Origin of the sequence: Cytobacillus sp. BC1816, assembly GCF_051353635.1 — a bacterium.
In the GTDB taxonomy this organism is placed as follows: domain Bacteria; phylum Bacillota; class Bacilli; order Bacillales; family Cytobacillaceae; genus Cytobacillus; species Cytobacillus oceanisediminis_C.
The window spans coordinates 2564433-2590378 of sequence record NZ_CP195611.1; the positions used below are offsets into that span (position 1 = coordinate 2564433).

A 25946-nucleotide genomic window follows, 5' to 3' on the forward strand; every position below is an offset into this window, starting at 1 on the left:
CTTACACACCTCTCTTAGATAAAACCCGGGCTGATGTAATGAATGTTATAAGAATAATGAGGATAATGGATAGTGTCAGGGCAAGTGTGAGAGAACCATTTGCCCCCCACTTCTCGATCATTAAGTATTCCGGACCAAATACATATTCGGAATTCAGTTTTGATATCGACCAGACGCGAACGGATTCCACAGGATTTAGAAGGATTAAAAAGAATAGACTGATTTGCTTCAATGAATAAGGAATCCACCCGGTGACTGAAAAGATGATAAATTCATATACAAACACAATAATGATCCAGAAAATGATTGCTGCTGACAGTCCTTGCATCCTTGATTTGGAAAAAGCTCCAATCAGTAAAGATGCTGCTGAGAATACAAGGATTAGAAGCATATTAATCAGTAAAAACACTTGAAAAATATGTGCTGCAATGGAACTGCCCGCCAAAGAGAGAAAGAAGCCGAAGAGACCATATGATAGCCCTATGACAAAGAATAATGAGATAACCAAAGACAGGAATTTGCTGATCAGGTAATATCCTGAAGAATCATGATAGGTTCTGTATAAGGATAATCTTCCATTTTCTTTATCGGCAATTATGGAACTGCTGCCAAGGATCATACATATGATGGGCAGCATCCATAGAGAAAGATTCATCAGCATGGCAATCGAACGATTGTAGGCAGACTGGCTAAAACCGGCTGTTTCCCCCTCTTCCGGCTTTATTTCTTTGAGTCCGTAATATTCCGGGTTAACACCCATGGTTTCGATATTGGCAATCACACCTTCCAGTCCATAGGAAATTTCAGCGGGGTCTGATTTGACAGATTGAAGACCATATAAGTAAAGAAGTCCTGCCAGAAAGAAAAAAAGAACCATAAAATTTAAAAGCCACCTGCTTCTTAACAGCAGCCTAAGCTCATATTTAGTCATAGAATACAATAGTTTGGGATTCATATCGTTTCCTCCTCATGCTGAGGGAAATTTAAGCTTTAATGGCTGTGTTTCATTCCTTCTCCTTTAAAGCTCTTAATATCTGCTTTTAAAAGATCTTCTTTCAACAACACTATACCTCCGTGTTTTTTCTGATATTCTTCGGCTTTTTCCAATGATTCAAAAGCTGCAATTCCATAGCTCATGGGACTTTCAATATGACCGTTCTGTATAAAAGAGCTTGATTCAAACGATATCCATTCACTGCTGAGGTAATCATGTACAAAGGCAGCATCATATTCAGGATTCTCAGTCTGTATATATTGAATCATGCAGCCAATATCATCGAACAGAACAGGCTTCCCGCTTTTCAAAATGAGCTGTGCCGCCGATTCCAGCTCTATGATACCCATATTGCAGTTATCGCAGCTATCACGATTCTGTTTAATCACTGCCGGTTCCGAAGCTGATGATGAGCAGCCACTTAAAAATATCACCAGAACAGCCATTAGAAGAATATATCTATATTTCATTGTGCTTCCTCCCAAACTTAAATATAAGCACACTTGCCGAAGTGATCAGGAAAAAAAATAAGATTAAAGGATATTCGCCGCTATGACCGATATGATTTTTTTCTGAAATGAATGTTTTCTGTTTCACAGGCGCAGGTTCAGCAAGCGGCGACTCATCTATGATAAATGCTTCTGATGGAATCGGGGTGTATTGTTCTATCATATTCCATAGCTCTACGGCTGGACTTTGATAAAAGATCTGCAATAAAGGCTCATCATCTGCCATCTGATAAAAAACATCTCCGCTTTTATAGGCAAAGTCCACTTTATGGTCATGATCCAAATTTAATAAATGATGATCATCAAAATAGTTTCCATAATTGTCTTTACTGAATAGATTCCTGTTATCTTTTTCCGAGATAACCTGTCTTGTATTCCCTGAAAAATTATTTAAATAAATGGTGTTATCATTTGAATTCTTCCCAATTTCAATGCCGGTATCATTTTGCAGAATATTGTTAAATTCCAGTCTGTTCCTTTTTGCATTTTCAAGAATAATCCCTCTGAAATTGCCTATTACTATGTTTGAAGATATTTTGGAATCGAATGTGTCATAAATAAAGATTCCTGCTCCGTCAATCGCTGTATTTTTAAAGAAGTAGTTTTCAAGTATAAAAATTTCATAGCTTTGCATGATCATAAGGCCGTTAATGCTTTCGGTTACCTGATTGTCAGCTATTAATACATTGCGCGAATCCATCGTATGCACGCCATACCGTGCTTTAAACATGAGGTTCCCCGTGACTTCACAAAAATCTGAATAGGACACATAAACACCATCCTGTGTGTGATAGAAGTAATTCTCCTTCACTGCAGTATTGGGTGCTTCAATTAAATAAATGCCAAAGCCTTTGTGCTGATTCATGCCATGGAAACTGGTAATGAGGTTATTTTCAAACCTGTGTCCATAGGAATTCCTTGCATAGATGCCGTGAAATACATTTCTAAGGGCAATATGATGTAGAAAAGCGCGGTCTCCTTTCACATATATTCCGGCATTCTGTGAACCGCTTCCCTCCACCTCCAGATTTTCCACAATCACATCATCTGCAGCAATTGTCAGCACATGGCCTTTTTCTGTTCCCATTATTCTTGTTCCTTTATCTCCTATAATGTGAACCTTTCTATCTATAAGGAAGTTCCCTTCATATATTCCGGATTGTAATTTTATGACTGATACCTCGGGGTCAGACAAGGCCTCTCTCAGCTCTTTTGATGAGACTGCTGTCATTTCCTGAGCAGAAGCTTTTCCGGCCAGGACCAAACTGAAAAATACTAGGAACCATCCGATTTTTTTATACACTCAGCGCTCACCTGCCCGGAAATATGCATTCTGGCAACCTATCAATTCTAAATAGGCCTCCTGAAAAAGAATTCCATTTTCAATTCTTATCTTGTATAATTTATTTTAAGTTGAGTTTTTATTTATATTTAATGGCTCATTGTAGCCTTACCGTCGTCTTCACCTGTCTCAGTTACCTTCAGGATGGCGACGGCTCCTTTTTGTGCATGGTTAAACTGATGAGTAACAATTGGATAGCTGCCTTCTTTGGTAACTGTAAACTCCACTACTGCCCCGCCGCTTGCCGGGAGCATAACCGTTTGGAGACCTTTATAGCGGTTATAGGGGTTGCCATCAATGTATACGTCATCAAACACAGTACCCACCACATGGAACGAGCTTACTTCATTTGGCCCTACATTATTTACATATATCCTCACCTTATCCCCTACTTTAGCCAGAAGCGGATTATCCTTAAGTGTGAACGTATCCCCATTAGTATTAGGGTCTCCTTCTTTTAAAGCTTTTGTGGAGAAAACCACATGACTGGGTACGCCGTTTGAAAAATCCTCCAGATCGTTGTACTTATACCACTCGTTTTGTATAATTGTAAATTCTCTATCAATCTCTTTATCAGTCGGATAGCCGTCTTTTGGCTTTACAATTATAGTTCCGTGCATACCATTTGCTATATGTGATAATACCGGTGAAGTTCCGCAATGATACATGAACACGCCTGGTTTATTTGCAGGATAACTGAATGTTCCCGTTTCATCTGGCTGAACGTTGGAGAAGTCTTTTGAAGGAGCTGCGTGTACAGCGTGAAAGTCCATGCTGTGCGGTATTGCCGGATCCATGTTTTTTAAGGTGAAATTGATTGTGTCCCCTTCATTGACGACAACTACAGGGCCTGGCGCTTCACCATTAAACGTCCATGCTTTATAGAATTTTCCTTTGTCGATTTCAATATCCGTGATTTGGGAAGTCATTTCCACATTTACTTCATTCGGCCCGACTCTATCAATTTTCAATGGAATGGGTTCCTGATTTAAGTCTTTATGCGGAGCGATTGCCTCAGGCTTTGTTGTTTCTGCAGCCAGGACCTTTTCCTCAGGCTGAAGGGAACTTTCCGGTGCTGCCCCCTGGCTGCATCCCGTTATTAACCCTATGCCTATAGCCGAAGTAAGCAGATATTTTACTCCTTTTTTCATCTTGATTTCCTCCTTATAATCGATTGGTTTATCTGCTTTTATCATATGGTAAATATGGACTGAATTTGGTGATTTTTCTCACAAGACTTTGAAATTCTGTGAAGAGTTTGTGAATTAGTGATCACATTTTTATGTTAAAAAGGATAGAAGAGTTATTACTTTGAAAGGCGATTATTATGCTATAATCGCCTGGTCTTTCAATCATGCCGGTTCCATTAGTGCGTTAGTGCTAATTAATGGACACTTTACATCTATATTACTTTGTAAAAAATTGTTCCTATCTATCTTAAATGGTTTATAATCATTAAATGTAGTTTAGTTGAATCAGATGCTATAAAAGGAGAATTAATTAAAAGATGGATTTTATTATGATTTTAAAAGCGATTATTCTGGGATTTGTAGAAGGAATGACGGAGTTTGCTCCAGTGTCGTCTACTGGACATATGATTATTGTGGATGATATGTGGCTCAATACAAAAGAGTTTTTGTCAAAATATGAAGCTAATACCTTTAAAGTTGTCATTCAGCTCGGTTCCATCTTAGCGGTTGTGATCATTTTTAAGGAACGGTTCATTGAAATGCTCGGTCTTGGAGGGAGGAATAAAAACTCAGAAGAAAAACAGAGCCGTCTGAAATTGTCTCAAGTGATTGTCGGGTTAATTCCTGCCGGGATTCTTGGTGTTTTATTTGAGGATTATATTGATGAACACCTGTTTTCAACTGAGACGGTACTGATTGGTTTGGTTATTGGTGCATTTCTGATGATTTTTGCTGATATTTTTGGAGGCAAAGACCCGAAAACAGTTTCAGTTGATCAAATCACCTATAAACAGGCTTTATCTATTGGATTGATTCAGTGCTTCTCACTTTGGCCCGGGTTCTCACGTTCAGGTTCAACCATTTCAGGCGGCGTGCTGCTTGGCCTGTCACACCGTGCTGCAGCTGATTTTACTTTTATCATGGCTGTACCCATCATGGCTGGCGCGAGTTTTCTATCCTTAATAAAAAATCTCGAGTACTTTTCAGTCGATGCACTGCCTTTCTTTATTGCAGGCTTCATCAGTGCATTTGTTTTTGCCTTGATTTCGATCCGCTTCTTTTTGAAGATGATCAATAAAGTTAAACTTATTCCTTTTGCCATTTACAGAATTGTACTTGCAGGGGTTATATATTTCATATTTCTTTAAAAAATGAACCTGGGCCTTTGCAGCCCAGGTTTTGTTTTGGTTTATTGTCCAAAGTGGTGTCAGGTTCGGACTCTGGCACGGGAGTATCTCCTTTTTCTGTTCGAAGACGAAACTGGTTCGGACTCTATGGGCGTCATGTCGTTTTCTCCTGTCCGAACCAATTGCTTATTATTAAAACAAATTTTTAAAGAAGATGAAAATTACCCTCGGAATCCACAGTACGATCCGAATAAGTAATGAGATCACAATGGAATCCAGGAATTCATTCAAAAGCTCACGCAGCAGCCCTGGTTTTCGTTTCTCTCTATTCTTGATGGATTTTCCCGCCTTCCTATTTTTGATCCGCTCCATTTTTTACATCGTCTACAATACGTTCAGCTGCTTTTCGGTATAAGTTGCTCATGTGAACCAGTGAAGTAGCCAGCAGGACTTTTTCAAGCTCAGCTGGCTGATCTTCATTAAGCTCTTTTGCTTCCTCTGCTGCCCTGGCTGCCTGATTTTCCAGATCAGTCATAAAAGCATCGACATTAAGTTTAGTTAAATCGAGGTATAGCTGATAAAAATGGTCCAGATCCATATTTCCTTCTGCTGTTCGGGAGTTGACGCCATTTAATAGGCTTTTAATATCGTTTATGGAGAGAGCTCCTTTAAGCTGATAAATGAAAGCAATTAAAATAAGGTGCTCCTTTGAATATTTTTTATTTTTGACAGGAAAAAACAATTTCCCTTTTGCATAGTTATTTATCATTGTCTTAGTCAGCACTTTTTCCTCTTCGTTTCTGGTCGTGCTGCCAAAAGTATTTTCAAATAGCTGGATCACCTGATCCATATATAAATCGATCTGCGGCATATCTTCCAATTTAAGTTGATTATCCGCAATGAGTTTTTCCATTTCCATATTTATTCATCAGATCCTCCCCTGTTATTACATAAATTCTACTTAAAAAAACGTAAGTTGTAAATATTGACTAGATGACGTTTTGTATATATTATATTAAGTAGTTATTAAAACTACATAAGAGAGTATTAGGAGGAGATATTATGAATTCATACATCCGAGAGCCCATAAATGGACTGACCCATTTAGCAGGAGCCATTTTATCCTTTGCCGGATTGCTTGCCATGGTTATCAAAGCCTCACTGACGACATCTTCACCGCTTGCCATTACTGCTGTTGCTATTTTTGGAATTAGTTTGATGCTGCTCTATTCTGCATCAGCTGCCTATCATATGGTGATAGCTAAAGATAAAGTCATTGCCTTTTTAAGAAAGCTTGATCATTCCATGATTTATGTATTGATTGCAGGTTCCTATACACCTTTTTGCCTTATTACTTTAAACGGTGTGACCGGATGGGTTCTATTTTCCATTGTTTCTGGTGTTGCTTTATCTGGGATTCTGTTTAAAATGATCTGGTTCAGCTGCCCGCGCTGGCTATCAACAGCCTTATATATTGCAATGGGATGGATTATTGTTTTCGCTTTTTCGCCTCTTTCTGAGTCTCTAAGTTACTCTGGTGTAATGCTTCTTTTGCTTGGGGGCATCCTATACACAATTGGCGGAGTGATTTATGCGATTAAACCAAAATTCCTGGAGTTCAAACATTTGGGTTTTCATGAGATTTTTCATATTTTCATTATGATGGGAAGCATGGCACACTTTCTTTGTGTGTTCATGTATGTGATTTGATAGATAGTTAAAAAAGCGGACACCCTCATGTCCGCTTTTTTTTCATTAGCTGCTTTCTACATCCTTCAAAACAGCTTGTAGTTTCCGTTCAGAAAATCTGACCATGTTTTTGTAGATGTTCATGATAGATTCAGCATAATTAGTTCCAGGTACAGCCCATTTGCCATTCAGTTCCTTCCATAGCTTTGCCGAACCTCTTTTCACTAGGCTGAAACGCGGATCCGCCAGTGGATATTTAGCAGGCAGCGGCTGTGTGGAAGAATAGGCATATAAATGCTGAATATGTGCCAAAACGCCTTCCTCCTGTGTGGAAAAGCTTGCTCCTGCCGCACCATTCCCTGTTGCGCCGATTCCTGCAAAATTATTCTGGCCAGGTTTAACATCACCAGTAAATCGGAGAAAGTTGGTTTCATGCATGGCCTGTGCAAAAGCGATATCCCCTCTGATGCCATAATATTCACCGATAGCAGAATAGAATGATCCTAAATTGGCAGCATTCGGGTTTACCTGTTTTGCATATTGATTCATATGCTCTGGTGACAAATGGGTTACTCCCAGAATGGAATAACCTTTGGGTTCAGAAGGCACTGTCGGCGGAGCGTCTGACAGTATATAGGCATCTGTTATTCCTGCTTTCTTCACAATTTCCAATTGTTTTTCTGCATTTTCCTTCGTACTGAAAGCACCGGCCTGTACCCTGTACCAGACCGTGCCTGAAATTTCAGCAGTGGCTATAACCGATTCAATGCTTTTATTTTTTAGAGCGGCAGCCCTTTCCTCCGCATTTTTTCTATTTGTAAAAGAACCGGCAATCACTCTGTATAGATTACTGGGGTCGACTGGTTTTGGCGGCTGCGGCGGTACAGCCGGTTTCGCTTTAAGGCTAAAGGCTTTAGCAATTCCATTAACATGTCCCTGTGCCACTCTTTGTCTCCACAGCGGATCTTTCATTAAAGCGGCATCTGCTGAATTATCAATAAAGCCATTTTCTGTTAATAGGGCTGGCATGGCTGATTCACGCAGTACATGAAAGTCAGCTTTCTTCTTACCTCTATCGATGAGCTGATTCAGTTTAGTGACTTCAGCATGGATAATATTCTGATAGCTGGCTGTTTGGGAAGTGCTGCCAAGGCTGTTATGAATAAAATCTTCATATCCCCTCGCTGCGCCATTCGCGGCATTACAGTGTATGGAGAGGTAAAAATCAGCCGCCCAGCTATTGGCTTCAGATGTTCTTTGGCTCAAACTTTTAGTCGTATCATTTTCACGGCTCATTTTAACTTCTATATTCTGATAGCTGGCCAATAGGATATTTTTTATATTTTTTGCAATATCAAGCGCAATATCTTTCTCTCTTATTCCGTTTCCCTGAGCGCCTGGATCAGTACCTCCGTGTCCAGGGTCTAAATATAGCTTCATGGTCCTCACTCCTTTATTATTTAAGTCTTATATTTCAAAGTTTGGAGCTTCCCAGTTCATTATAAATCAATTTAACACAGCAAGTACTTGCTTGTAATATTGTATGTTTAACAGCAGAAATGGCTTGTACATATGACCAAGCAATAATGCTTTCCGTAACTGGAATCTAAAAAAATTGTATTTTAATAGGCGACATTCTCATTCAAAAACTTAGGTGCAGCCGTATGCTAATGGTGGAACTAATTTTTGGGGAGTGAAAAATCATGGGTTTGTGCGGGAAGAAAAACAATAAAGAGTTTGAGAGGCATGATTTTTGCCATGAGCATGATTGCGACTGTGAATGCCAGATAAAACCAGACTGTGAAGAAGGTAAACACCGGAAAAACTTCTATGAAAATTGTGTTGAAGAGGTTTTGGAGGCTATTTTTAGAGCACAGAAAAAAGCAGGTTCAGAAGATGAATGCAGGAGTTCGTGCCGGGAATCCATTGATGATCTAATGGGAGGACATAAGAAACCAAAAAAAAATACAATTCCTTTCCTTTTATATTGCGGAAGCTGTGAACCATTTAAAGCCACAGGTGTGACCACATTCACTCATCATTCCAAGGAAAAGAAATTTGCTTGTATAACATCATTCATTTTTAGAATAAAAGAATTTGACGGCAAATGCGCTGTATTGGAATTGTTGACTTTCAAGCAATGTAAATCTTCTAAAGACCCATTTAAAACACATACAAAAGATTGTTGTTCACCTTGCAGCCAAATCGATTGTGAAAACGTAGAGGATCTCATTCCTACAGGTATATGCATAAATGTGGATCTTTCCTGTTTTTGTGCTGTAACCTGTCTGCCTGCCGTCCGCTTATAGAATTTTACTATTCCTGATTGTATTATGGGCTTTGCTAAATGATTCGCCGATTTTAAACATTATGAATAGCCAAGTAAAAAAGGTGCACCATTCTGGCATGGTGCACCTTTTTTGCATTATTAGCAGATTAGCCTCCAAAAGCCTCCAGCACATCCTCTACGTCTTTTATATCAACCTCATCTGGAATTGCCTCATGAAGAAGCTTCTTCTCTTTAAATGCTGGCGCCTGGACTGGAACATAGCCTGATTGCATCATTTTCTTAATTTCATGAATTTCTGCAAGTATGATATCGCTGTTCATATTTTGGGGATGGAGATAGCTGTTTAAAGCTGATAGAACTAAATGGATCAGCGTATTATTATTGGAATGATAGTCGACTTGTTCCTCTATCTTCTTTGAGACTTTTACAGATGCCCCAGTTTTGACATCAATGAACTGATCTGGGATTGTTAATGCGGTCTTATTAACATAGTCGGTATAGGTTCTGAACATTTCCATCATCCTTAACCTTTGGTTGTCATAATATGATTACTTCCTTTATCTCTTTTAAGCTGATTCATTTTTGCCAGAATCATAAGACCAAGGACATTTAATTTCTCCATATTTTCAGGAAACGTTAATTCAATTGGCCTTCCTCTATCCGACCATTTTGCTGCAGCTTCCTGAATTTGCTTTTGGGCGAGTTTGGCTGCTCCTCCAACAGCAATATAACGGACAGCTCCTTTAATCTCTGATGAACTGCTCCTCACCCGATCAAAATGCTCCAGGTATTTAATTGCCATTGACTTCAGCTGAGGCAAAATGTATTTGCTGATATCCTTTCTGACCCCTGCGAAAGGCTCGACATACCACCCTGAGGGTCCTTCTGCCAACTTTTCCTCCAGTTCGGCACGGGAGTCAAATCGGTACATTTCCTTTTTACTCACCCTTTGAATGATGTGATCAAGAAACTGATTGATCCCGAAAGGCTCGCCCTCTACAGATGCGACAGGCTTATTATTTTTTATTCCGACAAAGTCGACTGAGTCTCCCCCAAGGTCGCCGATGATAATCCCTTTTTGTGATTCTTTTACAAGTTCTTCATCCTTGATGCCCAAGGTTTCCTGATCTCTTGTTAACCCCAAATAGGCACAAGCACCTTCTGCACCTACAATGACATCATTGATTATGACTTTAACGGTTAACTCTTTTGGCTCGGAAAGGCCGGGAACTTTATGAAAGATGATCGTATGTGTTCCAGCCAGTTTGTCTTTTAGGCGAGTTTTTCTTTCTTTATACTGTGTTGTCGGAAGAGAAACAGCTAATTGATCAATGGAATAAGTGATTTCTGTTTCTTCCGGATGCTGAAGTACTGAATGATAGCCTGCCAGGCCAAACAGCAGCAAATAAGTTCTGTCTTCATCAACTTTCTGGTTATTAAATGCAGTCAGGCTTACGTCCCGCTGTTTAGCCGCTCCTTTTCCGATATAGAATATTTCCCTTCTATCCACAACGGCCTGGCTCTTTACCTCCACAATTAAATTATCTTCAAACACTATATCATCATCATCGTATGGCTTTTCGTAAAATTCTGCATCAAAAAGAGCAATAGCATTTGGAATCTGATATTCTGACAGAATACCATTTTCAGAAGCTAATGCCTTATACCAGCTGTTTCCGATATCTACAGCAAGAAAATTGTGTCTATCCATTTCTCCTCACTCCTCCTTTTGAATCTTATGCGTGATAGAAGTCCAATTGTGCCCGTACATATTTAAATTTTATCTCAGCCTTCGACTATCAGCGGAAATAAAGAAAAACCCAGCTGCTTGCAGCTGCGCTTTATCCGCCATTGTATCATCCAGAGAAATTTCCATGTTTGTCCAATGCATTCAACTGCTCATATGCATAATATATCTTGAAGTAATTATTAATAAGGAGGAACAACATTGAAAAAAGAAAATAAATGCGTAGATATTAACGTGTCTGCTAATGTTGGAGAGTGTAACTACTCCCCAGGAGCTGCGCCAATTGCTCCGGCAGGCGAAGCTATTATTAAAGTACCTGTAGAACTTGCCGTTTTGAATGTCAGGACAAACCTGGCTGCCAAAATCACATTCCCAGAGCCGGTATTAGAAATCAAAGATATTAAGAAAAGAGTACAAATTGTCCAATGTAAACTTCTTCTTCCAGGGGTTGCTGCAGGCAGCGATCCATTTGTGGCAGGCTCTTACCATCTTTTCATAAAAGGGTTTGTACGCAAGAATATTCAATACGCAGCTCCTTGCTATAATTCAGGAGTATGTGTGAACTCTGAAATGCGTTCATTGACAACTGATGTACCTTTTGAATGTGTAGTGGAAATTGCAGAAGCTGATTTTGACAGAACACCACAGCTTCCTTTCTTGAACGCGCGTGCAGAATTTGATTTCTTCAGACAGCAGGAGCTTGGACGTGGCTTCCCAGAAAAAGACCATTTCCTATCCAGCGACCTTTCCCAATTCCACCAGAATAGCAGCCAGTTCTATAATGAGATGCCATTTTGCGAGCTGATTTCAAGCAATATCACGGAATGGGACGAGGCTCTTGACCGAAAGCCGTTCGACCACCACGCCAATTGGGGAGAAGGAACATTTGAAAGTATCTCCGAAAAAATGTTCCTTCAATTTACAGTAAAAGTTCTTCAAAAACAGCAAGTTCGAGTGGCAGCTCTATAATTGAATGAAAGAGCAGGACCTATTTTCTCATGGGAATAGGTCCTGTTTTTTTTATGAGGATTTCCATATTAGCATGATATTCACAGTTCAATAAAATGACATTCACCTACAATATTCCCTTGCCTATTTTTGTTTTTGAGTCTCTGTCATTTAATAGGTATACGCCCAAACATAGTCGTTTATCATGCATATGATGTGATTATCATGATTTCAGGAGGAGCCCATATGTCAGAAGAACATAAAGATCGAGATCAAGCAGAATGCCAGATTTCAGCTCAAAACTGTGAGTGTGAGAGCACCTTCCACCATCCGCATGTAAGCATTGGAAAGATTACTGCAAAGGTTCCTGTAGTTTTGGCAGAACTCTCACTTAAAGTTCATGTGAATGCCTTGATTACATTTCCCGAACCTGTCCTTGAGATTAAGGACATTAAAAAAACTGTGAAATTAACACAGTGCAGGCTTCTATTGCCCACTGACCAATTATTTGTTAAAGGGTTTATCCGCAAGAATATTCAATACGCCAGTCCTTGCCCTGATATCGAGAAGCATACCGATAAAAGTATTGCTTCAGATATTCATTCCTATACAGTTGATGTACCTTTTCAATGTGTGACTGAAATTAAAAAATTCCTGACTTGTCCGGTAATGCCGGAAACCAACCACCGCCACGAATTTGATTTTCTTGTATCAAAACCAATGCCTCGCGGATATCCTGAGAAAGATGAAATGCAGTCGAGTGATCTTTCACAATTTCATCAGAAAAGCGTACAGCACTATAATGAATTGCCCTTTTGTGAACTGATTTCCAGCAGAATAATAGAATGGGATGAAGCAATTGACCGCCGTCCACTGCCTAACCGGTCACCGATTGGGGAAGGCGTCTTTACAAAAGTGGAGGAAAAAATGGTTTTAGACCTGGTCATTAAAGTCCTGCAAAAACAGCAGATTCGTGTATCTTCTACTACAAATGATCACGAAGATTGCTTTGACTGTGAATAGACCTCCAATTTGCACCAAATTAATAATTAAATAGTGTGTCGTCAAAAGCCTTCAGTTTTATTTATGTGAAAAGCTATACCATTTATAGAAATAGCTTTTAAGATTTAATGTAAGGAGGGGACCGGTGAGGATGCTCTAGAATGGCAGCACCTTCCTAAGCATATGAGTGATATGAGAAGTGCCTATAACCGGATTTATCGTATCGGTAAAGACTCAGATAATCCAATGGAACAGCAGCAATTATTCTTTTATACGGGGAATGATTCAAAAAGCCCAAAATCAGCAGAACCAGATAATAAATTGGACTCAGAAGAAAATCAAAAAGATACTGGCAGGTCTATTTCCGGAAAAAAAACTAAATCATTTCCATTAATTTTACCGCCTCCAGCAGTGGAAGCGCGTCAAATAATTAAAACGAGTGTACAGCCTGAAAAAGCAGCTGATAAGGAGACTCCTGAGGAGAATGTTGTGCCTGCTAAAGATAATTCCCATACGTCCAAGTCAAATAGCATAGTATTGCCAAAAAACCTGAAAGAAATGCTGACGCCCTTTTCTCCTATGCTGAGCTGGTCCCCTTCATTACCCAGCAAATATTCTAACAATAGGATCTTGTTAAGCGAAAGTAAATCCAGTATGAGAGAAGATAAACACCTTTTACTTGCCGAGACTATTCCAGCTGATGACCTTTCACATGAAATGGTTCAGATTGACAAGGAAATTGGACCATCTTTAGATAATGAAAATTCGATTAAAGCGATAACTTTTGAAGAAGAACTGGATCTGACAGAGGAATTTATACGCTTGCTTGAGAACCACGATATTGCAGATACATCCAAGACCATCCAAACTGCAGAATCCCAAAGTGATTACTCAATTGTGTCGGAAGCAGAAGTGTTCAATGATGAGGATGGAGCGGAAGACAACACCCCTGCCATGAAATCTTCATTGTTTTTGGAATCTGCGAATTCATTAGAGGAAGAATTTGCAGGAATGCTGGAGGAGTCTTCTTCTTCAGATGATGAGTCTGCTAACTATCTCTATCACCAGGACGAAGTATTTGCACTCCTGTTAGATTCCTCTAATAACCGAAGTGAATCTTCCTCCTATCATCATACAAGATATGTTAGCGTAAACTGTGAAGCTGAGTCATCCGAACCAGATGAAGCACATCCATTAGAGGAATCATCGTGTGATAGACCCATGAAGGAATGGCAGTCAAACTTAAGTGAAGAATCATCCAGTTATGAAGGAGAATTCTCCCGTCTTTTGAAAGAAGCATGCAGCTTGCTCGATATGCAGGCCGAAGACACCATCCCGCTGCAGGAGAAATTTTTGGCTTTGATGGAAGAATCATCAGACAGCAATCATTTGTTCTTTGAAGTATCAGATGATGAGTTTTTCTTAGCCAGTGAAAGTGAAAGCTCCGAATCTGCAGATGATGATGAAGAGAAATATGATAAAGTATCTTCATTGCTTGAACACTTTTCGGCGATGCTTCAAGATATTACATTCAATGAAGCTCCAAATTCTGAATCGGAAGAGCCCCCCTCTCTAACAACCGAAATTGAAAGTATATCCGAATCCATATCGGAAGAAACGTCTAGTGATATGAAGTTTGATCATCAATTAGAGGAATCCTCTTCCAGCAGCTGTATTTTAGTCAACGAACAGCAAACACTATGTTATAGGGAGTCCCGAAGCAATGGACCAATAGTAAAACTGCCTGTTTTAGTAGGCAAAACAGATATGGCGATTCAAATCTTTGATTGCTTTCCAATAAACTGTAAGGCTATGCACATAACTAAAGTGGAATGGCAAGTGGATTCACTAAGCTGTAAGGCTCTTTTTCCATCACCTTCCGTATTTGTTAAAGGAGTGCTCATAGCTGATACGATGTTCACTGCTGATCAGCAGTTGAAAAACGTAAGGATTCCGATCTCAATAGAAAAATCAGTTGAACTTGAATGGGTATGTCCGCCTGATTTGCCGCAATCATCATGTAAAAATGAGTTTATGTTCCTGAATGAAAATGCCCTGGATCAACATTTCGAATACTCTCAGCAATTTTCGGAGGAAATCACCTGCAAACTTAATTCGATCCATGTTCTCTGGTATAGCACCGTAATGGAGAATGAAGGTTTGGAAATACAGGGGAAAGCAGTTTTATCCATTGATTTTCTGCAGGAGCAATATGTACAGATTTAAAGGAGGGCAGCTTCAAAAGTGCCCCTCCTGTTTTTTCTTTGGATAACCTTTTAAATATTATTTTTTAAAAAATTATTAATGATCAGCACTGCTGATTTCAGGACATATGAAAAAAAGGCACCGGAACGGCACCTTTTTTACAGCATGAATTATTACTCTTCTTCTGGAAGCAATCCGGTAGCTGGAGTAAATTGAGTCTGTGTTAATCTGATAACAAGGTTAATGTCATCTTTTTCAGTTAACTTGTTGAATCTGCCCCATTTATCAAAGTTCTTCAAGAAGTTAGCTTCTGTTAAATTCCAGCTGACTAATTTACAGTGAATAGGCTCATTCAAGTTTTCAAAAGTATTGGACCCAAAGGTGCAGCGGTCAGCACCCATTCCGTCTTTAGCCAATTCCCTGATCTCGCGGTTATCGCTATTCTTGGAGCTTAAGGCAGGTACTGGAATGGGAGCTGGCAAAGTAACACGTGTAAAGCACTTGAATGGAACGTTTACCATATAGTCTTTAACATAACCATCGCAATCCTCAACATATTGAATATTTTTATGAATAAATCCTTCTACAAACACTTTTACAATATTAGTAGTAGTGCCTGTTGCTGGGCGGAAAGGAACCGCTTCACATTGAGTAAGAAAGATATTTTTTCTGATCACTTTAATATCTGATGCATAATCTGGAAGATGAATTTCGGATTCAGTAAGAGCTTGGATAGGTACTTGTCCGATAACTGTTTCAACTTCAGTACCCCTTACAACAGGACCTGTAACTTCACAAAAATGATCATGTGATTTTGCTGTATCGCAAGCTGGCATAGCTGGACATTTTCCGGAAGAATGCCCTTTTCCGCAGCCGCAACCGTTGTTTTTTCTCATATTTTGCACTCCTTATAAAATATTATTCAGCCAGAGTCAAACAAGCTTCTTATACCATTAGCTTGCTTTCTTTTGACTTACTATTTATATATGTTGAGAGTGATGACTTTGAATGGACAAGTATAGTAGGACAATTAATCAATTTTTCATTCTTTGCAAAAAAATAGCAGCTGCGGTGAAGGATATTGCACTTATTGGCTCATTGAATCCAAATGTAGGTATTTCCTCATATTTTCCTTCAGCTTCAAAAATCTTCAAATTATTGTCATATTTTCTGTTATAATAAATTTATAAATTAAGCAAATATTCAAACTAAATATTCTGGTGGACGAGGCGATTTTTTTGCTGATATTCTTCAAGGTTGCAGTGTGGTTCATTGTCGCTTGTCTCGGTTTTTATGTTATTTCTGTCTGGCTGTGGGAAAAGAAAGTAAAAGAAAGAATGCCTGTCATTAGGAAAACCTGGTATATCCTTTTTGTGCTCGGTGCAGTTATATATTGGACCAACAAACCAGAATCCATTTTTACTGACTGGCAGAACTACCTCATTGTCGCGATTATATTTGCCCTGGTGGATGCCTTTGTTTTCCTCGGATCCTATCTTAAAAGAGTTGGTAATAATGAATTGGCAACAGACACAAGGGAATTGCTCGAAGAAAACAGTGATTTGCTGAACTCACACATGAATAAGCTTAAATCGTTTCAGTATTTATTGAAAAATGAGCCCATAGACATTTATTATGGAAACAAGGAAGCGTATCTTGCCGGCATTGAAAAACTTCTGGCAGACTTTGCGGAAAAAGTGGATATGAAGGTATCCTTATGCAAATACACAACAGAGGAGGAAAAGGACTATCTCCTTGAGCACTACACCGATAAAGCTTTAATTCATAGCCGTCTGGACCGCAGGGATGTTTATTACGATGCTGAAGAAAAGCTGGCGCTGATACCTTTTTCCATTCTTGAAGATGACTATGTAATTAAACTTACCTCCGATCAATTTGTTACAGAATTCGACTATTTGCTTTTCACTTCTCTCATTTCAATATACGATCTAATGCTCCCTGCCGAACAGGAGGACGAAGAACATGAAGGATCCAGCGGATAAAAAAACAAAGTTACATGAGATACAATCTAAAAACACCATGAAAACGCTCAAAAAAAAATCCCGGATCAGCCTGCCGGGATTTGAAGTAAGTCCCCACACTGAAAGGATATTAAAAAAGAACAAAAGATTAATAAGCGTTTATACCAATACAAAGGCTTGAGCATACTATATGGCGTGGGAGGAAATTTCTTCCGCGCCCTATTCATGTTCAATTGAAGGGGACATATAATAAAGATAAAAAGGGCTGATTTCAATGAAAAAACTGACCAAGAAAGTGAAAAATATTAACTTCCCCACATTCTCGGTATCACCATATACCAAAAACCTGTCAAAAAAAACAGAGGCAGCCATACAGGATTTAAACAAGGGGCTCAAACCTCCGAAAAATAATGCATAGAAAAACCGCCTTGCAAGAAGACGGTTATTTTATAAAAAGCTTCACTTTTTTCAATGCATCTTTTGTAGTAGGATATCGGAATGGCAAATCGAATCTGGTGGTTTGCTTCAGTATGCTTTTTTCATGTGAAAACACATCAAAGCTTCCCTTGCCATGGTAAGCTCCAATTCCGCTCTCCCCTACTCCCCCGAAGGGCAGATACGGTGAACTAAGATGATAAACTGTATCATTAATGCATCCTCCTCCAAAGGAAATGCTGCTTAGAATATGGGTTTGGACACCCTCACTTTCTGTGAAGATATATAGCGCTAAAGGCTTCGGCCGTGCTGTAACCTCTGCAATCATCCCGGACAAGTCATCAAATTCCAGCACTGGCAGAATTGGTCCAAATATTTCATCCTGCATGACTTCATCAGCCCATTTAATATTACCAAGTACAGTTGGTTCTATGGTGAGAGAGCTCAAATCATGCCTTCCCCCGTGAACAGTAGTCCCATTGGTTAAAAATTTGGTGAGACGGCTGAAGTGTTTCTCACTGACGATTCGCGTGAATTGGCCGGATGCAATCGGGTTTTCTCCATAAAGCTCCTGAATTGCCTGTTTTAATTCTTTCAGGAATTCATCTTTAATCCTGCAGTGAACATAAATATAATCTGGAGCCACACAAGTTTGGCCGGCATTAATATATTTTCCCCAGGCAATTCTCTTCGCAGCAAGCTTCAAATTTGCATCATCATGCACGATGCAAGGGCTCTTCCCTCCTAATTCAAGGGTAACGGGAGTAAGGTGCCTGGATGCTGCTTCCATGATGATTTTTCCAACAGGGACACTGCCTGTGAAGAAAATATAATCGGCCTTTTCATTTAATAGGGCTGTGCTTGTTTCTGCATCGCCTTCAACAACTGAAATATATTCTTGTGGGAAATGTTTGCTGATCATTTTTGAAAGTAATGCCGAAGTCTGCGGCGTTAATTCCGATGGCTTCAGGATTGCGCAATTCCCTGCGGCTATCGCTCCGATCAGCGGTGCAATCGCCAGCTGGAATGGATAATTCCATGGCGCTATGATTAGCGCAACTCCATATGGTTCAGGGTATATCCAGCTTTTCGAACCGAATTGTGCTATGGAAGACTTCACTTTTCTGGGTTTGGCCCATTTTTTTAAATGCTTCAAGGTAAAACGGATTTCCTCCAGGAGTATTCCAATCTCCGTCAAGTACGCATCGAACTCACTTTTATTGAGATCTGCCCTTAACGCATCCATCAATTCCTGCTCATGCTCCTTAATGACCGAACGCAGCTTGCCGAGCGCTTCCGTTCGGAATGAGACATCCTTTGTTTTACCCTGGGTGAAGAAATTTCTTTGTTTTTGAATGAGATCTGCGTAGTTTTCCATGGAATACCTCCAGATGGGACAAGGTTTTAAGGTTATATTATCATCTTGGCTGGCGGAAATACATCAATAGGTCTACTCTCATTGCAAAGAAAATGCCGGCCATAAGGTCCGGCATTTGAATAATTATCTTGGCAGCTTAAAGAATTCACTGCTTTCACTATAGTTTCCTGCCAGCCTTCCGAGCGGCTGCAGTTTTTCTAAGTTCACTTTATAATTACCGAGGTAGTAATCATCGTCAATATGATAATGTACCATTCTCCCAATAATAAGATGATCGCTTCCTAGATTAATAATTTGTTCCAGCTTGCATTCCATATGGATTGGTGCTTCTTTTACCCTCTTCGGGGCAACCATACGACTTTCAGCAGCGGAAAGCCCTGCCGCTTTAAACTCATCAGCCTCACTAGGGAGATTCTCTGCACTTTTTTGCATTTGGTTTCCCAATGGGGCAGGAACCACATTGATGACAAACTCTTTTGTCTCCCGAATATTGACCAATGTATCTTTTTCTGTTCCTTCCCTGTCGCCAACCCCAGGTCCAATTGAAATACAGAGCATGGGAGGATTCCTTGAAACAACAGTGAAAAAACTGAAAGGTGCGAGATTCTGGCCGCCTTCCTCAGATACCGTGGAAACCCAGGCAATCGGCCTTGGGACGACAGATCCGGTTAATAACTTGTACACTTCTTTTTCTCCAAGTTCCGAGGGATTAAATTCCAAACGGATCACTCCTTCCACGTTTAAATAACAAAGTTATTCTTTTTATTCATAATCGATAATGTTGTCAGTAAAGTAAAAACAATAAACATCATGCCTGTGATTAAAAACCACCCGGAAGAAAATTGACCAGTCTTATCCACGATTAAACCGAACAAGGGCGGAATGATAATGGCTCCAGCTGATCCCAGTGTGATACTGATCCCGCTTGAGATGCCAGCTTGTTCTTTCGGCACCAGTTCACTTGCAAGATTCATCCAGATGCCATTGAAGCCTGAAGCTGCAAATCCAAACAGAGCTGTAATGGGAGCCATTACCCAAAATGGGGCTGAAGTAATGACAGCAGCTGAGGTACTGGCCAATGCAGTAATAATGGTAATAATCATAAGAATTACAACACGCTTTCCTTCAAAAAGCCTGTCGCTTATGATTCCCCAGGCAACCCTGCCAATGGTTCCGGATATTTCAGATATAACCAGGAGAATACCTGATAAAAAGATTGAAATATTCAACTGTTCATAGGCAAATAAAACAATATACGTATTTAAGCACATTTGTGTACCATTTAAACCAAGAGCACTAAAGCTTATCAGCATCAAAGCTTTATTTTTAAACATTTTAAACATCGATCTATAAAATTGGAGCAGACTCATTCTGCTGCCCTTCGCATGTTCCAGTTCAGGCGGATCCCGGTAAAAATGATACGAAACAAATCCCCCCGCCAATAAAAGAAGGCAAGCCGTAAGAAGTACAAATCTCCAGCCAAAAGTTACACTAAGCGGAAGCAGTATCAAACTGGCCAGAGCAGATCCTGCTGTGATGCCGGTTTGTTTTATTCCCATTGCGGTTCCCCGCTGTTTGAGCGGGAACCAATAAATGATGCCTCTATTTGTGATCGGGTGCATGGATCCATACCCAATTCCGCCGATAACAATCAATAACAGGACAAGCCAGAAATCATGAAGCAAAGTCATGAACAGAAAGCCTAGCCCCATTAAAGCCGACGCCAGAACCAATAATTTACGGGATCCTGCAAGGTCAGTCATAAATCCGGCTGGAACTGAAATGATAGCCTGGCCCAAAAAGAGAGCCGCGGGGAGCATGCCGATTTGCGACTTGGTCAAAGAAAGATCCTCCCCGATTAATACTCCCAGCGGTCCAATGCTTCTGCCAACAAATGCTACCATCAGCTGTGCCAGCAGAAGAAATAATAGCATTTTCCATGGATTTTCATTGATGGCAAATTGCTTTTCTGCCAGTGAATTACTCATAATTAATCATCTCTTTTTTTGGCTTTTATGCCTTTAAATTGATTGCAGTCAAATCTTCCTCCAGACCTTTGCTCTTTGAAACAGCTGGAGCTAATAGAGATCCTGCAATACAGATAAAGAAGTTCAGTCCTAACCCCATGACTCCGCCGTGAATTCCATAGATGGTTTTATAGCCTGTAAGCGTAAGCACTCCTGCTAATATAGCGCCTGCAAGCATCCCCCAGAAGACAGCCTTTCCTGATAAGCTCTTCCAATATAAACCCAGTACAAAAGCAGGGAATACCTGAACAAGCAATTCGAATTTCAAGACGAAAATTTCATAAAGCGTTCCCGGAGGGTTCCAGGCAATCCACAGGAGAATGATGATGGCAATGATTCCGCATATTTTCCCAACCATGACCTTCTTATGTTCAGATGCCTTTGGATTGATGAATTTTCCATATACGTCATTTGAAAGCATAGATGAAAAGCTAAGCAGAACGGAGTCGGCTGTAGATATAATGGCAGCAACAATCCCGCCAAAGAAGATGATCATAATCCAGTAATAAAATGGATTAATAGCTGCAATCTCATTGGCCATCAGACCGACGAGCTGTTCAGAACCCGTCTTATCCAGTCCCGGAAAAAGCATAATTCCAATAATGCCCACCATAAATACAAGCCCTGTTGTAATTGGCGGCATCCATGCCATGCGGGCAAAGGACTTTTTCAGTGTTTTTTCGCTTTGCGCAGAATATATTCTTTGAACAGCGTGCGGATAAATACTTGCTCCCAGTCCAACAAGCAGGAGCATACTCAGCCAATTGATATTCACTTCCATTGGAGGAACTGCCGTTTTAGCGGGCTCCAGTTCTGCTACATACCTTGTAACATCAGAGAAATTCCCTCCGACAAGATACAAGCCGCCGATGAGGAAGACAATAATTCCAATCATGAGAACAATGCCTTGCATAACATCCGTAAAAGCAACTGCCTTCATACCGCCCATCCACTCATAGGCAAGCATAACAGCTACAAAGACGATAACAGCTATTTGGTATGGGATCGTGCCGCCTGTCATCCCTGATACAGCCTGGCCGATTGCGACAAGCTGTTCTAAAAGATAGTTTCCAAGCCCCCAAAGCATAAGAAAAATGCTAAGCAGTGTGACTGCTTTCGATTTAAAGCGGTGATCGATCCAGTCAGTAGGTGTAACAAAGTTTCTTTTCTTTGCAATGACATATAACCTTGGTGCAAAAAGTAAATAGATTCCGATAATGATTGTCATAAATGAAATGGACTGAATCCAGGAGAAACCTGTTCTATATGCTGTTGGTGCATATCCGACAATGGTATTCCCGCTATATTGAGTCGCATATAGGGTGAAAAAGAGTGCGATAAAACCGAGATTCCTTCCGGCAAGGTAGTACCCTGAAAGAGTGTGATGAAGGTTTTTCTCACCTCTGCCCGAAAAGTATCCGATTAACAGCATGATTACGGCAAAGGCTGATAAAATAATGATCCCATCTGTGCCTGCAAATGCTAAATCATTCATGATTTATCCCCCTTTGCTTTTTCGGCTTCTTCCTGGTCCTCCACGATATTCCACTCATTCACACAAAGCCAGCTTAAATATCCGCACATGATAATGGAAAAAACTGCCGAGATAAATGCCCATAACGGAAACCCGAGAATATAGGGCTCTGATGCTGCATCCGGGAAATACCAGGGTACAACGCCAAGTGTTATGATGGCGAGGATTATCCAAATCCATTTTTTTCGAATAGGTTCTTTTATCGTTCTGTTTTCCATATGGCTTCCTCCCTTTTACTGAAATTCACATCTCCAGCTTATAGAAAATCTTATGTGCCGATTCAAAGGAGTCTATTAATTCAGCTGATTGAAGGGTTGCTCCGATTTCGTCCAGCCCTTTTAACAGCTGGTCTTTTCGATAAGAAACGATATCGAATTCGGCCATATATCCGAAAGAGTCTTCAATTCTTTGATTCTCTAAATCTACCCTCATCTGATAACCAGGTGATTCATTGCTTTGTTGAAATAAAACTTCAATATCCTTTTCAGGCAAGACAACTGGCATGATGCCATTTTTAAAACAATTATTATAGAAAATATCAGCGAATGAGGGTGCCAGGATCACTTTAATCCCATATTCTCCAAGCGCCCAGGGTGCATGCTCTCTGGATGAACCGCAGCCAAAGTTTTTCCTTGCCAGCAAAATGGGTGCATTCCGGTAGGGCTCTCGATTTAGAATGAAATCTGGTTTTTCCACCCCATTTTCGTATCGCCATTCGTAGAAGAGGAATTCGCCAAATCCAGTCCTTTCAATTCTTTTTAAAAACTGTTTTGGAATGATGGCATCTGTGTCGACATTTGCTGCATCAAGCGGAGCAACTATGCCTGTAAATCCGGTAAGAGACTTCATTGTACACCGACCTCCTTGTTATACTTAACAGGCCACTCCCTTACATCTATAAAACGGCCGGCAATCGCTGCTGCGGCTGCCATTTCAGGACTGACCAAATGGGTTCTCGCATTTCTTCCCTGCCTGCCTTCAAAATTCCTGTTGGAGGTTGATGCACAGCGTTCTTCCGGAAGAACCAAATCCTCATTCATACCGAGGCACATGCTGCATCCTGCTTCTCTCCATTGAAAACCGGCGCTGATAAAAATTTGGTCAAGACCTTCAGCTTCTGCCAGCATTTTTACAAGCTGTGAACCAGGAACTACGAGAGCTTCCACATGTTCTGCAACTTTGTAACCGTTTACGATTTTTGCCGCTTTTCTAAGATCTTCTATTCGGCTGTTTGTACAGGAGCCGATAAACACTTTATTGATACCTATTTCTGTGATGGGTGCTCCTGGCTGAAGGCCCATGTACTTTAATGCTTTTTTAGCTGGTCCTATTTGACTTGCAGGCAAATCTTCCATTAGCGGTATAACTTCTGTAATACCTGCTACTTGGCCCGGATTTGTCCCCCAGGTAACCTGCGGGATTATTTCAGCTGCATTAAAGTCAGCAGTCAGATCAAATTCGGCATCTTCGTCAGTATAATATTTCTTCCATTCTGCAAGAGCCTCTTCCCACTCCATTCCATCAGGTACTGCTTGTTTCCCTTTCAAATAATTGAAGGTTTTTTCGTCTGGCTGAATCAGTCCTGCCCTTGCTCCCATTTCAATGCTCATATTACATATGGTCATTCGCTCTTCCATTGTTAAATTACGAATCGCTTCACCACGATACTCCACAACAAAACCAGTAGCAAAATCATGGCCATACTTTCCAATGATTGAAAGTATCAGATCTTTGGCAGTAGTTCCTTGCGGCAAAGTGCCGTGTATATTAATCGCTAATGTTTTGGATTTAAATTGCTTTAATGTCTGAGTGGCAAGGACATGTTCTACTTCACTTGTGCCAATGCCAAAGGCAAGTGCCCCGAAAGCTCCATGTGTAGAGGTATGGCTGTCACCGCAGACGATGGTCATCCCGGGCTGTGTTAACCCAAGCTCCGGGGCAATGACGTGTACAATTCCCTGATTTCGGCTATCCAGGTCAAAAAGCTGTATGCCAAACTCCCTGCAGTTTTTTGCCAGAGCGTCAACTTGCTTTTTGGCTACTTGGTCTTTAAAAGGAAGAGAACGGTCGGTTGTTGGAATGCTGTGATCCATGGTAGCCACAGTCAGTTCCGGCCTTCTCACTTTGCGATTCTTGATTCTTAAGCCTTCAAATGCCTGTGGTGATGTGACCTCATGTACTAAATGAAGATCAATATACAAAAGGGAAGGCTGATTCTGTACCTCCACGACTGCATGTTTTTCCCAGATTTTCTCATATAAGGTCCGCCCCATTCTGAAGCCCTCCTAAATGATATTATTTTTCTTCAATTCTTCTAATCTCTCTTCATTGAACCCAAGAAGGCCTGTGTATACTTCATGATTATGCTTGCCCATTTCTTCCGGGCCGGCATGCTTCACTTCCCCTGGTGTCCTGCTTAATTTTGGCACAATGCCAGGCATCGGGAATTCTCCCAGCTGCGGATGATCTACTTTAATAATCATGTCACGTTCCTTATAATGAGGATCTTCCAGAATATCTTTAGCCGTATAAATGAGCCCTGATGGAACCCCCTTATCTTCCAGAATTTTAAGCGCTTCTTTAGCGGGGAGAGTCTTTGTCCATTCTTCAATCATGGAGTCAAGAAGCTTCATGTTTTCTCCTCTTGCATGGTGAGTCGCGAACCTTGAGTCATCTGCCAATTCCGGCTGTTCCATGGCCTCGCATAACCTGCGGAATACTCCATCTGCATTGGCTCCTATAACGATGTAAGTTTTGTCCTGTGTGAAGTAAATGTTGGATGGTGCTACACCTGGCAGGATATTGCCCATCCTTTCCCTTATGTATCCGGCTAAGAGATAATCCGGAATAATGCTTTCCATCACGGAGAAAACAGATTCATAGAGAGCCGTATCGACAACCTGTCCCTTTCCGGAACGCTCCCTCTCGTGTAATGCAACCAGGCAGCCAATTGTAGCAAAAAGTGCAGCTAAAGTATCACCCATTGATACACCAATTCTTGATGGCGGTCTGTCGGGGAAACCGGTTACATTTCTAAGCCCGCCCATTGCTTCACCAACGCTTCCGAATCCTGCACGATGCTTATAAGGTCCAGTCTGGCCATAGCCCGAAGTCCGCACCATGATTAATTTAGGGTTGATTTCGGAAAGTGCTTCATAGGACAAATTCCATTTTTCCATTGTACCTGGGCGGAAATTCTCAATGACAACATCTGCTTCTTTAATAAGCTCCCTTAAAACCTGCTGTCCTTCCTCCTCCCTAAGGTTTAATGAAATCGATTTTTTATTCCGCGATTGAATAGGCCACCAAAGCCCTATCCCATCTTTTGATTTCCCCCAATTTCTCATGGGGTCGGATTTACCCGGAGGCTCGACCTTAATGATTTCCGCACCAAAGTCGCCTAAAAGCCGTCCGGAGAATGGGCCCGCTAGAAGCGTGCCAAGCTCGATGACTCTGATATCTTCCAGTGGAAGCTGTTTTTCTGACATGGATTTCCCTCCTGTAATTTCTTGAATGCGTTGTTAAATTTTAATTTTCTTAATCTTGT

General features: G+C 40.6%; 25 protein-coding genes. 8 read left to right on the plus strand and 17 right to left on the minus strand.

Annotated features, from left to right (window positions below; genetic code table 11):
• Position 1: 1 nt before the first annotated feature.
• The 4 genes from ACR42H_RS13195 to ACR42H_RS13210 form a co-directional block, all read right to left on the minus strand.
• Entirely contained in the window at positions 2-955 is a 954-nt protein-coding gene (locus ACR42H_RS13195) for an ABC transporter permease subunit (protein WP_436376654.1), read from the minus strand.
• Positions 956-990: 35 nt separating this feature from the next.
• On the minus strand, positions 991-1464 hold the full coding sequence (locus ACR42H_RS13200; RefSeq protein ID WP_436376656.1) for a nitrous oxide reductase accessory protein NosL: 474 nt from the start codon (positions 1462-1464) through the stop codon (positions 991-993).
• The gene (locus ACR42H_RS13205; RefSeq protein ID WP_436376658.1) at positions 1454-2806 is read right to left on the minus strand and encodes a right-handed parallel beta-helix repeat-containing protein; all 1353 of its coding nucleotides are present in this window, start codon (positions 2804-2806) and stop codon (positions 1454-1456) included. Before ACR42H_RS13205 ends, ACR42H_RS13200 begins: the two co-directional genes overlap by 11 nt.
• A gap of 128 nt (positions 2807-2934) precedes the next feature.
• On the minus strand, positions 2935-3996 hold the full coding sequence (locus tag ACR42H_RS13210) for a multicopper oxidase domain-containing protein (protein WP_436376659.1): 1062 nt from the start codon (positions 3994-3996) through the stop codon (positions 2935-2937).
• A gap of 356 nt (positions 3997-4352) precedes the next feature.
• Here ACR42H_RS13210 and ACR42H_RS13215 point away from each other — a divergent pair, with 356 nt between their 5' ends.
• A complete protein-coding gene (locus tag ACR42H_RS13215; RefSeq protein ID WP_113881018.1) occupies positions 4353-5183 on the plus strand; it encodes an undecaprenyl-diphosphate phosphatase in 831 nt (276 codons plus the stop codon).
• A gap of 331 nt (positions 5184-5514) precedes the next feature.
• Here ACR42H_RS13215 and ACR42H_RS13220 read toward each other — a convergent pair whose 3' ends face one another.
• The gene (locus tag ACR42H_RS13220) at positions 5515-6081 is read right to left on the minus strand and encodes a DUF1836 domain-containing protein (RefSeq protein ID WP_436376662.1); all 567 of its coding nucleotides are present in this window, start codon (positions 6079-6081) and stop codon (positions 5515-5517) included.
• Between the two features lie 143 nt (positions 6082-6224).
• Between ACR42H_RS13220 and trhA the strand changes: the two genes are divergently transcribed.
• Positions 6225-6872, plus strand: a complete 648-nt coding sequence (gene trhA / locus ACR42H_RS13225; protein ID WP_113881020.1) for a PAQR family membrane homeostasis protein TrhA — start codon at positions 6225-6227, stop codon at positions 6870-6872.
• A 45-nt stretch (positions 6873-6917) separates the two neighbouring features.
• Here the strand turns inward: trhA and ACR42H_RS13230 are convergent, their stop codons facing one another.
• Positions 6918-8291, minus strand: coding sequence for an N-acetylmuramoyl-L-alanine amidase (locus ACR42H_RS13230; protein ID WP_436376664.1), 1374 nt, complete (start codon positions 8289-8291; stop codon positions 6918-6920).
• 263 nt (positions 8292-8554) lie between these two features.
• Between ACR42H_RS13230 and ACR42H_RS13235 the strand changes: the two genes are divergently transcribed.
• Positions 8555-9160: a CotY/CotZ family spore coat protein gene (locus ACR42H_RS13235; RefSeq protein WP_436376666.1), complete on the plus strand. Its 606-nt coding sequence runs from the start codon at positions 8555-8557 to the stop codon at positions 9158-9160.
• A gap of 127 nt (positions 9161-9287) precedes the next feature.
• Here the strand turns inward: ACR42H_RS13235 and ACR42H_RS13240 are convergent, their stop codons facing one another.
• On the minus strand, positions 9288-9653 hold the full coding sequence (locus ACR42H_RS13240; protein WP_436376668.1) for a hypothetical protein: 366 nt from the start codon (positions 9651-9653) through the stop codon (positions 9288-9290).
• Between the two features lie 11 nt (positions 9654-9664).
• Entirely contained in the window at positions 9665-10852 is a 1188-nt protein-coding gene (locus tag ACR42H_RS13245) for a ParM/StbA family protein (protein WP_113881024.1), read from the minus strand.
• A gap of 237 nt (positions 10853-11089) precedes the next feature.
• Here ACR42H_RS13245 and ACR42H_RS13250 point away from each other — a divergent pair, with 237 nt between their 5' ends.
• The 3 genes from ACR42H_RS13250 to ACR42H_RS13260 all read left to right on the plus strand — a co-directional run bounded on the left by ACR42H_RS13250 (position 11090) and on the right by ACR42H_RS13260 (position 15064).
• Positions 11090-11857: a CsxC family protein gene (locus ACR42H_RS13250; protein ID WP_113881025.1), complete on the plus strand. Its 768-nt coding sequence runs from the start codon at positions 11090-11092 to the stop codon at positions 11855-11857.
• Between the two features lie 171 nt (positions 11858-12028).
• Positions 12029-12859, plus strand: a complete 831-nt coding sequence (locus ACR42H_RS13255) for a CsxC family protein (RefSeq protein ID WP_436376916.1) — start codon at positions 12029-12031, stop codon at positions 12857-12859.
• A gap of 162 nt (positions 12860-13021) precedes the next feature.
• Positions 13022-15064 carry a hypothetical protein gene (locus ACR42H_RS13260; RefSeq protein WP_436376670.1) on the plus strand — a complete coding sequence of 681 codons (2043 nt, stop codon included), beginning with the start codon at positions 13022-13024 and terminating at the stop codon, positions 15062-15064.
• A gap of 152 nt (positions 15065-15216) precedes the next feature.
• On the opposite strand, the gene ACR42H_RS13265 is transcribed toward ACR42H_RS13260, so the two are convergent.
• Positions 15217-15939: a CsxC family protein gene (locus ACR42H_RS13265; RefSeq protein ID WP_113881028.1), complete on the minus strand. Its 723-nt coding sequence runs from the start codon at positions 15937-15939 to the stop codon at positions 15217-15219.
• A gap of 342 nt (positions 15940-16281) precedes the next feature.
• On the opposite strand from ACR42H_RS13265, the gene ACR42H_RS13270 reads away from it, so the two are divergent.
• On the plus strand, positions 16282-17046 hold the full coding sequence (locus ACR42H_RS13270; RefSeq protein ID WP_436376918.1) for a type II toxin-antitoxin system SpoIISA family toxin: 765 nt from the start codon (positions 16282-16284) through the stop codon (positions 17044-17046).
• Entirely contained in the window at positions 17027-17206 is a 180-nt protein-coding gene (locus ACR42H_RS13275; RefSeq protein WP_113881030.1) for a type II toxin-antitoxin system SpoIISB family antitoxin, read from the plus strand. Before ACR42H_RS13270 ends, ACR42H_RS13275 begins: the two co-directional genes overlap by 20 nt.
• A gap of 261 nt (positions 17207-17467) precedes the next feature.
• Here ACR42H_RS13275 and ACR42H_RS13280 read toward each other — a convergent pair whose 3' ends face one another.
• The 8 genes from ACR42H_RS13280 to ACR42H_RS13315 form a co-directional block, all read right to left on the minus strand.
• Positions 17468-18838, minus strand: a complete 1371-nt coding sequence (locus tag ACR42H_RS13280) for an aldehyde dehydrogenase (protein ID WP_436376673.1) — start codon at positions 18836-18838, stop codon at positions 17468-17470.
• Between the two features lie 123 nt (positions 18839-18961).
• The gene (locus ACR42H_RS13285; protein ID WP_436376675.1) at positions 18962-19558 is read right to left on the minus strand and encodes a flavin reductase family protein; all 597 of its coding nucleotides are present in this window, start codon (positions 19556-19558) and stop codon (positions 18962-18964) included.
• Between the two features lie 20 nt (positions 19559-19578).
• Positions 19579-20826: an MFS transporter gene (locus ACR42H_RS13290; RefSeq protein WP_436376677.1), complete on the minus strand. Its 1248-nt coding sequence runs from the start codon at positions 20824-20826 to the stop codon at positions 19579-19581.
• A gap of 25 nt (positions 20827-20851) precedes the next feature.
• Positions 20852-22360: a sodium:solute symporter family protein gene (locus ACR42H_RS13295; protein WP_436376679.1), complete on the minus strand. Its 1509-nt coding sequence runs from the start codon at positions 22358-22360 to the stop codon at positions 20852-20854.
• Entirely contained in the window at positions 22357-22617 is a 261-nt protein-coding gene (locus ACR42H_RS13300; protein ID WP_436376680.1) for a hypothetical protein, read from the minus strand. The genes ACR42H_RS13295 and ACR42H_RS13300 overlap by 4 nt, the downstream gene beginning before the upstream one ends.
• A 25-nt stretch (positions 22618-22642) precedes the next feature.
• Positions 22643-23248, minus strand: coding sequence for a 3-isopropylmalate dehydratase small subunit (leuD, locus tag ACR42H_RS13305; protein ID WP_436376682.1), 606 nt, complete (start codon positions 23246-23248; stop codon positions 22643-22645).
• Complete coding sequence (gene leuC, locus ACR42H_RS13310) at positions 23245-24672, minus strand: 3-isopropylmalate dehydratase large subunit (protein WP_436376684.1); 1428 nt, start codon at positions 24670-24672, stop codon at positions 23245-23247. Before leuC ends, leuD begins: the two co-directional genes overlap by 4 nt.
• A 12-nt stretch (positions 24673-24684) precedes the next feature.
• The gene (locus ACR42H_RS13315; RefSeq protein WP_436376686.1) at positions 24685-25887 is read right to left on the minus strand and encodes a CaiB/BaiF CoA transferase family protein; all 1203 of its coding nucleotides are present in this window, start codon (positions 25885-25887) and stop codon (positions 24685-24687) included.
• Positions 25888-25946: the final 59 nt, after the last annotated feature.

Bases quoted from the DNA above. Each gene is read 5' to 3' on its own strand.
- ACR42H_RS13195 (WP_436376654.1), bottom strand. From the start codon at position 955: ATGAATCCCAAACTATTGTATTCTATGACTAAATATGAGCTTAGGCTG.
- ACR42H_RS13200 (WP_436376656.1), bottom strand. From the start codon at position 1,464: ATGAAATATAGATATATTCTTCTAATGGCTGTTCTGGTGATATTTTTA.
- ACR42H_RS13210 (WP_436376659.1), bottom strand. From the start codon at position 3,996: ATGAAAAAAGGAGTAAAATATCTGCTTACTTCGGCTATAGGCATAGGG.
- ACR42H_RS13215 (WP_113881018.1), top strand. From the start codon at position 4,353: ATGGATTTTATTATGATTTTAAAAGCGATTATTCTGGGATTTGTAGAA.
- ACR42H_RS13220 (WP_436376662.1), bottom strand. From the start codon at position 6,081: ATGGAAATGGAAAAACTCATTGCGGATAATCAACTTAAATTGGAAGAT.
- trhA (WP_113881020.1), top strand. From the start codon at position 6,225: ATGAATTCATACATCCGAGAGCCCATAAATGGACTGACCCATTTAGCA.
- ACR42H_RS13230 (WP_436376664.1), bottom strand. From the start codon at position 8,291: ATGAAGCTATATTTAGACCCTGGACACGGAGGTACTGATCCAGGCGCT.
- ACR42H_RS13235 (WP_436376666.1), top strand. From the start codon at position 8,555: ATGGGTTTGTGCGGGAAGAAAAACAATAAAGAGTTTGAGAGGCATGAT.
- ACR42H_RS13240 (WP_436376668.1), bottom strand. From the start codon at position 9,653: ATGTTCAGAACCTATACCGACTATGTTAATAAGACCGCATTAACAATC.
- ACR42H_RS13245 (WP_113881024.1), bottom strand. From the start codon at position 10,852: ATGGATAGACACAATTTTCTTGCTGTAGATATCGGAAACAGCTGGTAT.
- ACR42H_RS13260 (WP_436376670.1), top strand. From the start codon at position 13,022: ATGAGTGATATGAGAAGTGCCTATAACCGGATTTATCGTATCGGTAAA.
- ACR42H_RS13265 (WP_113881028.1), bottom strand. From the start codon at position 15,939: ATGAGAAAAAACAACGGTTGCGGCTGCGGAAAAGGGCATTCTTCCGGA.
- ACR42H_RS13275 (WP_113881030.1), top strand. From the start codon at position 17,027: ATGAAGGATCCAGCGGATAAAAAAACAAAGTTACATGAGATACAATCT.
- ACR42H_RS13280 (WP_436376673.1), bottom strand. From the start codon at position 18,838: ATGGAAAACTACGCAGATCTCATTCAAAAACAAAGAAATTTCTTCACC.
- ACR42H_RS13290 (WP_436376677.1), bottom strand. From the start codon at position 20,826: ATGAGTAATTCACTGGCAGAAAAGCAATTTGCCATCAATGAAAATCCA.
- ACR42H_RS13295 (WP_436376679.1), bottom strand. From the start codon at position 22,360: ATGAATGATTTAGCATTTGCAGGCACAGATGGGATCATTATTTTATCA.
- ACR42H_RS13300 (WP_436376680.1), bottom strand. From the start codon at position 22,617: ATGGAAAACAGAACGATAAAAGAACCTATTCGAAAAAAATGGATTTGG.
- leuD (WP_436376682.1), bottom strand. From the start codon at position 23,248: ATGAAGTCTCTTACCGGATTTACAGGCATAGTTGCTCCGCTTGATGCA.
- leuC (WP_436376684.1), bottom strand. From the start codon at position 24,672: ATGGGGCGGACCTTATATGAGAAAATCTGGGAAAAACATGCAGTCGTG.
- ACR42H_RS13315 (WP_436376686.1), bottom strand. From the start codon at position 25,887: ATGTCAGAAAAACAGCTTCCACTGGAAGATATCAGAGTCATCGAGCTT.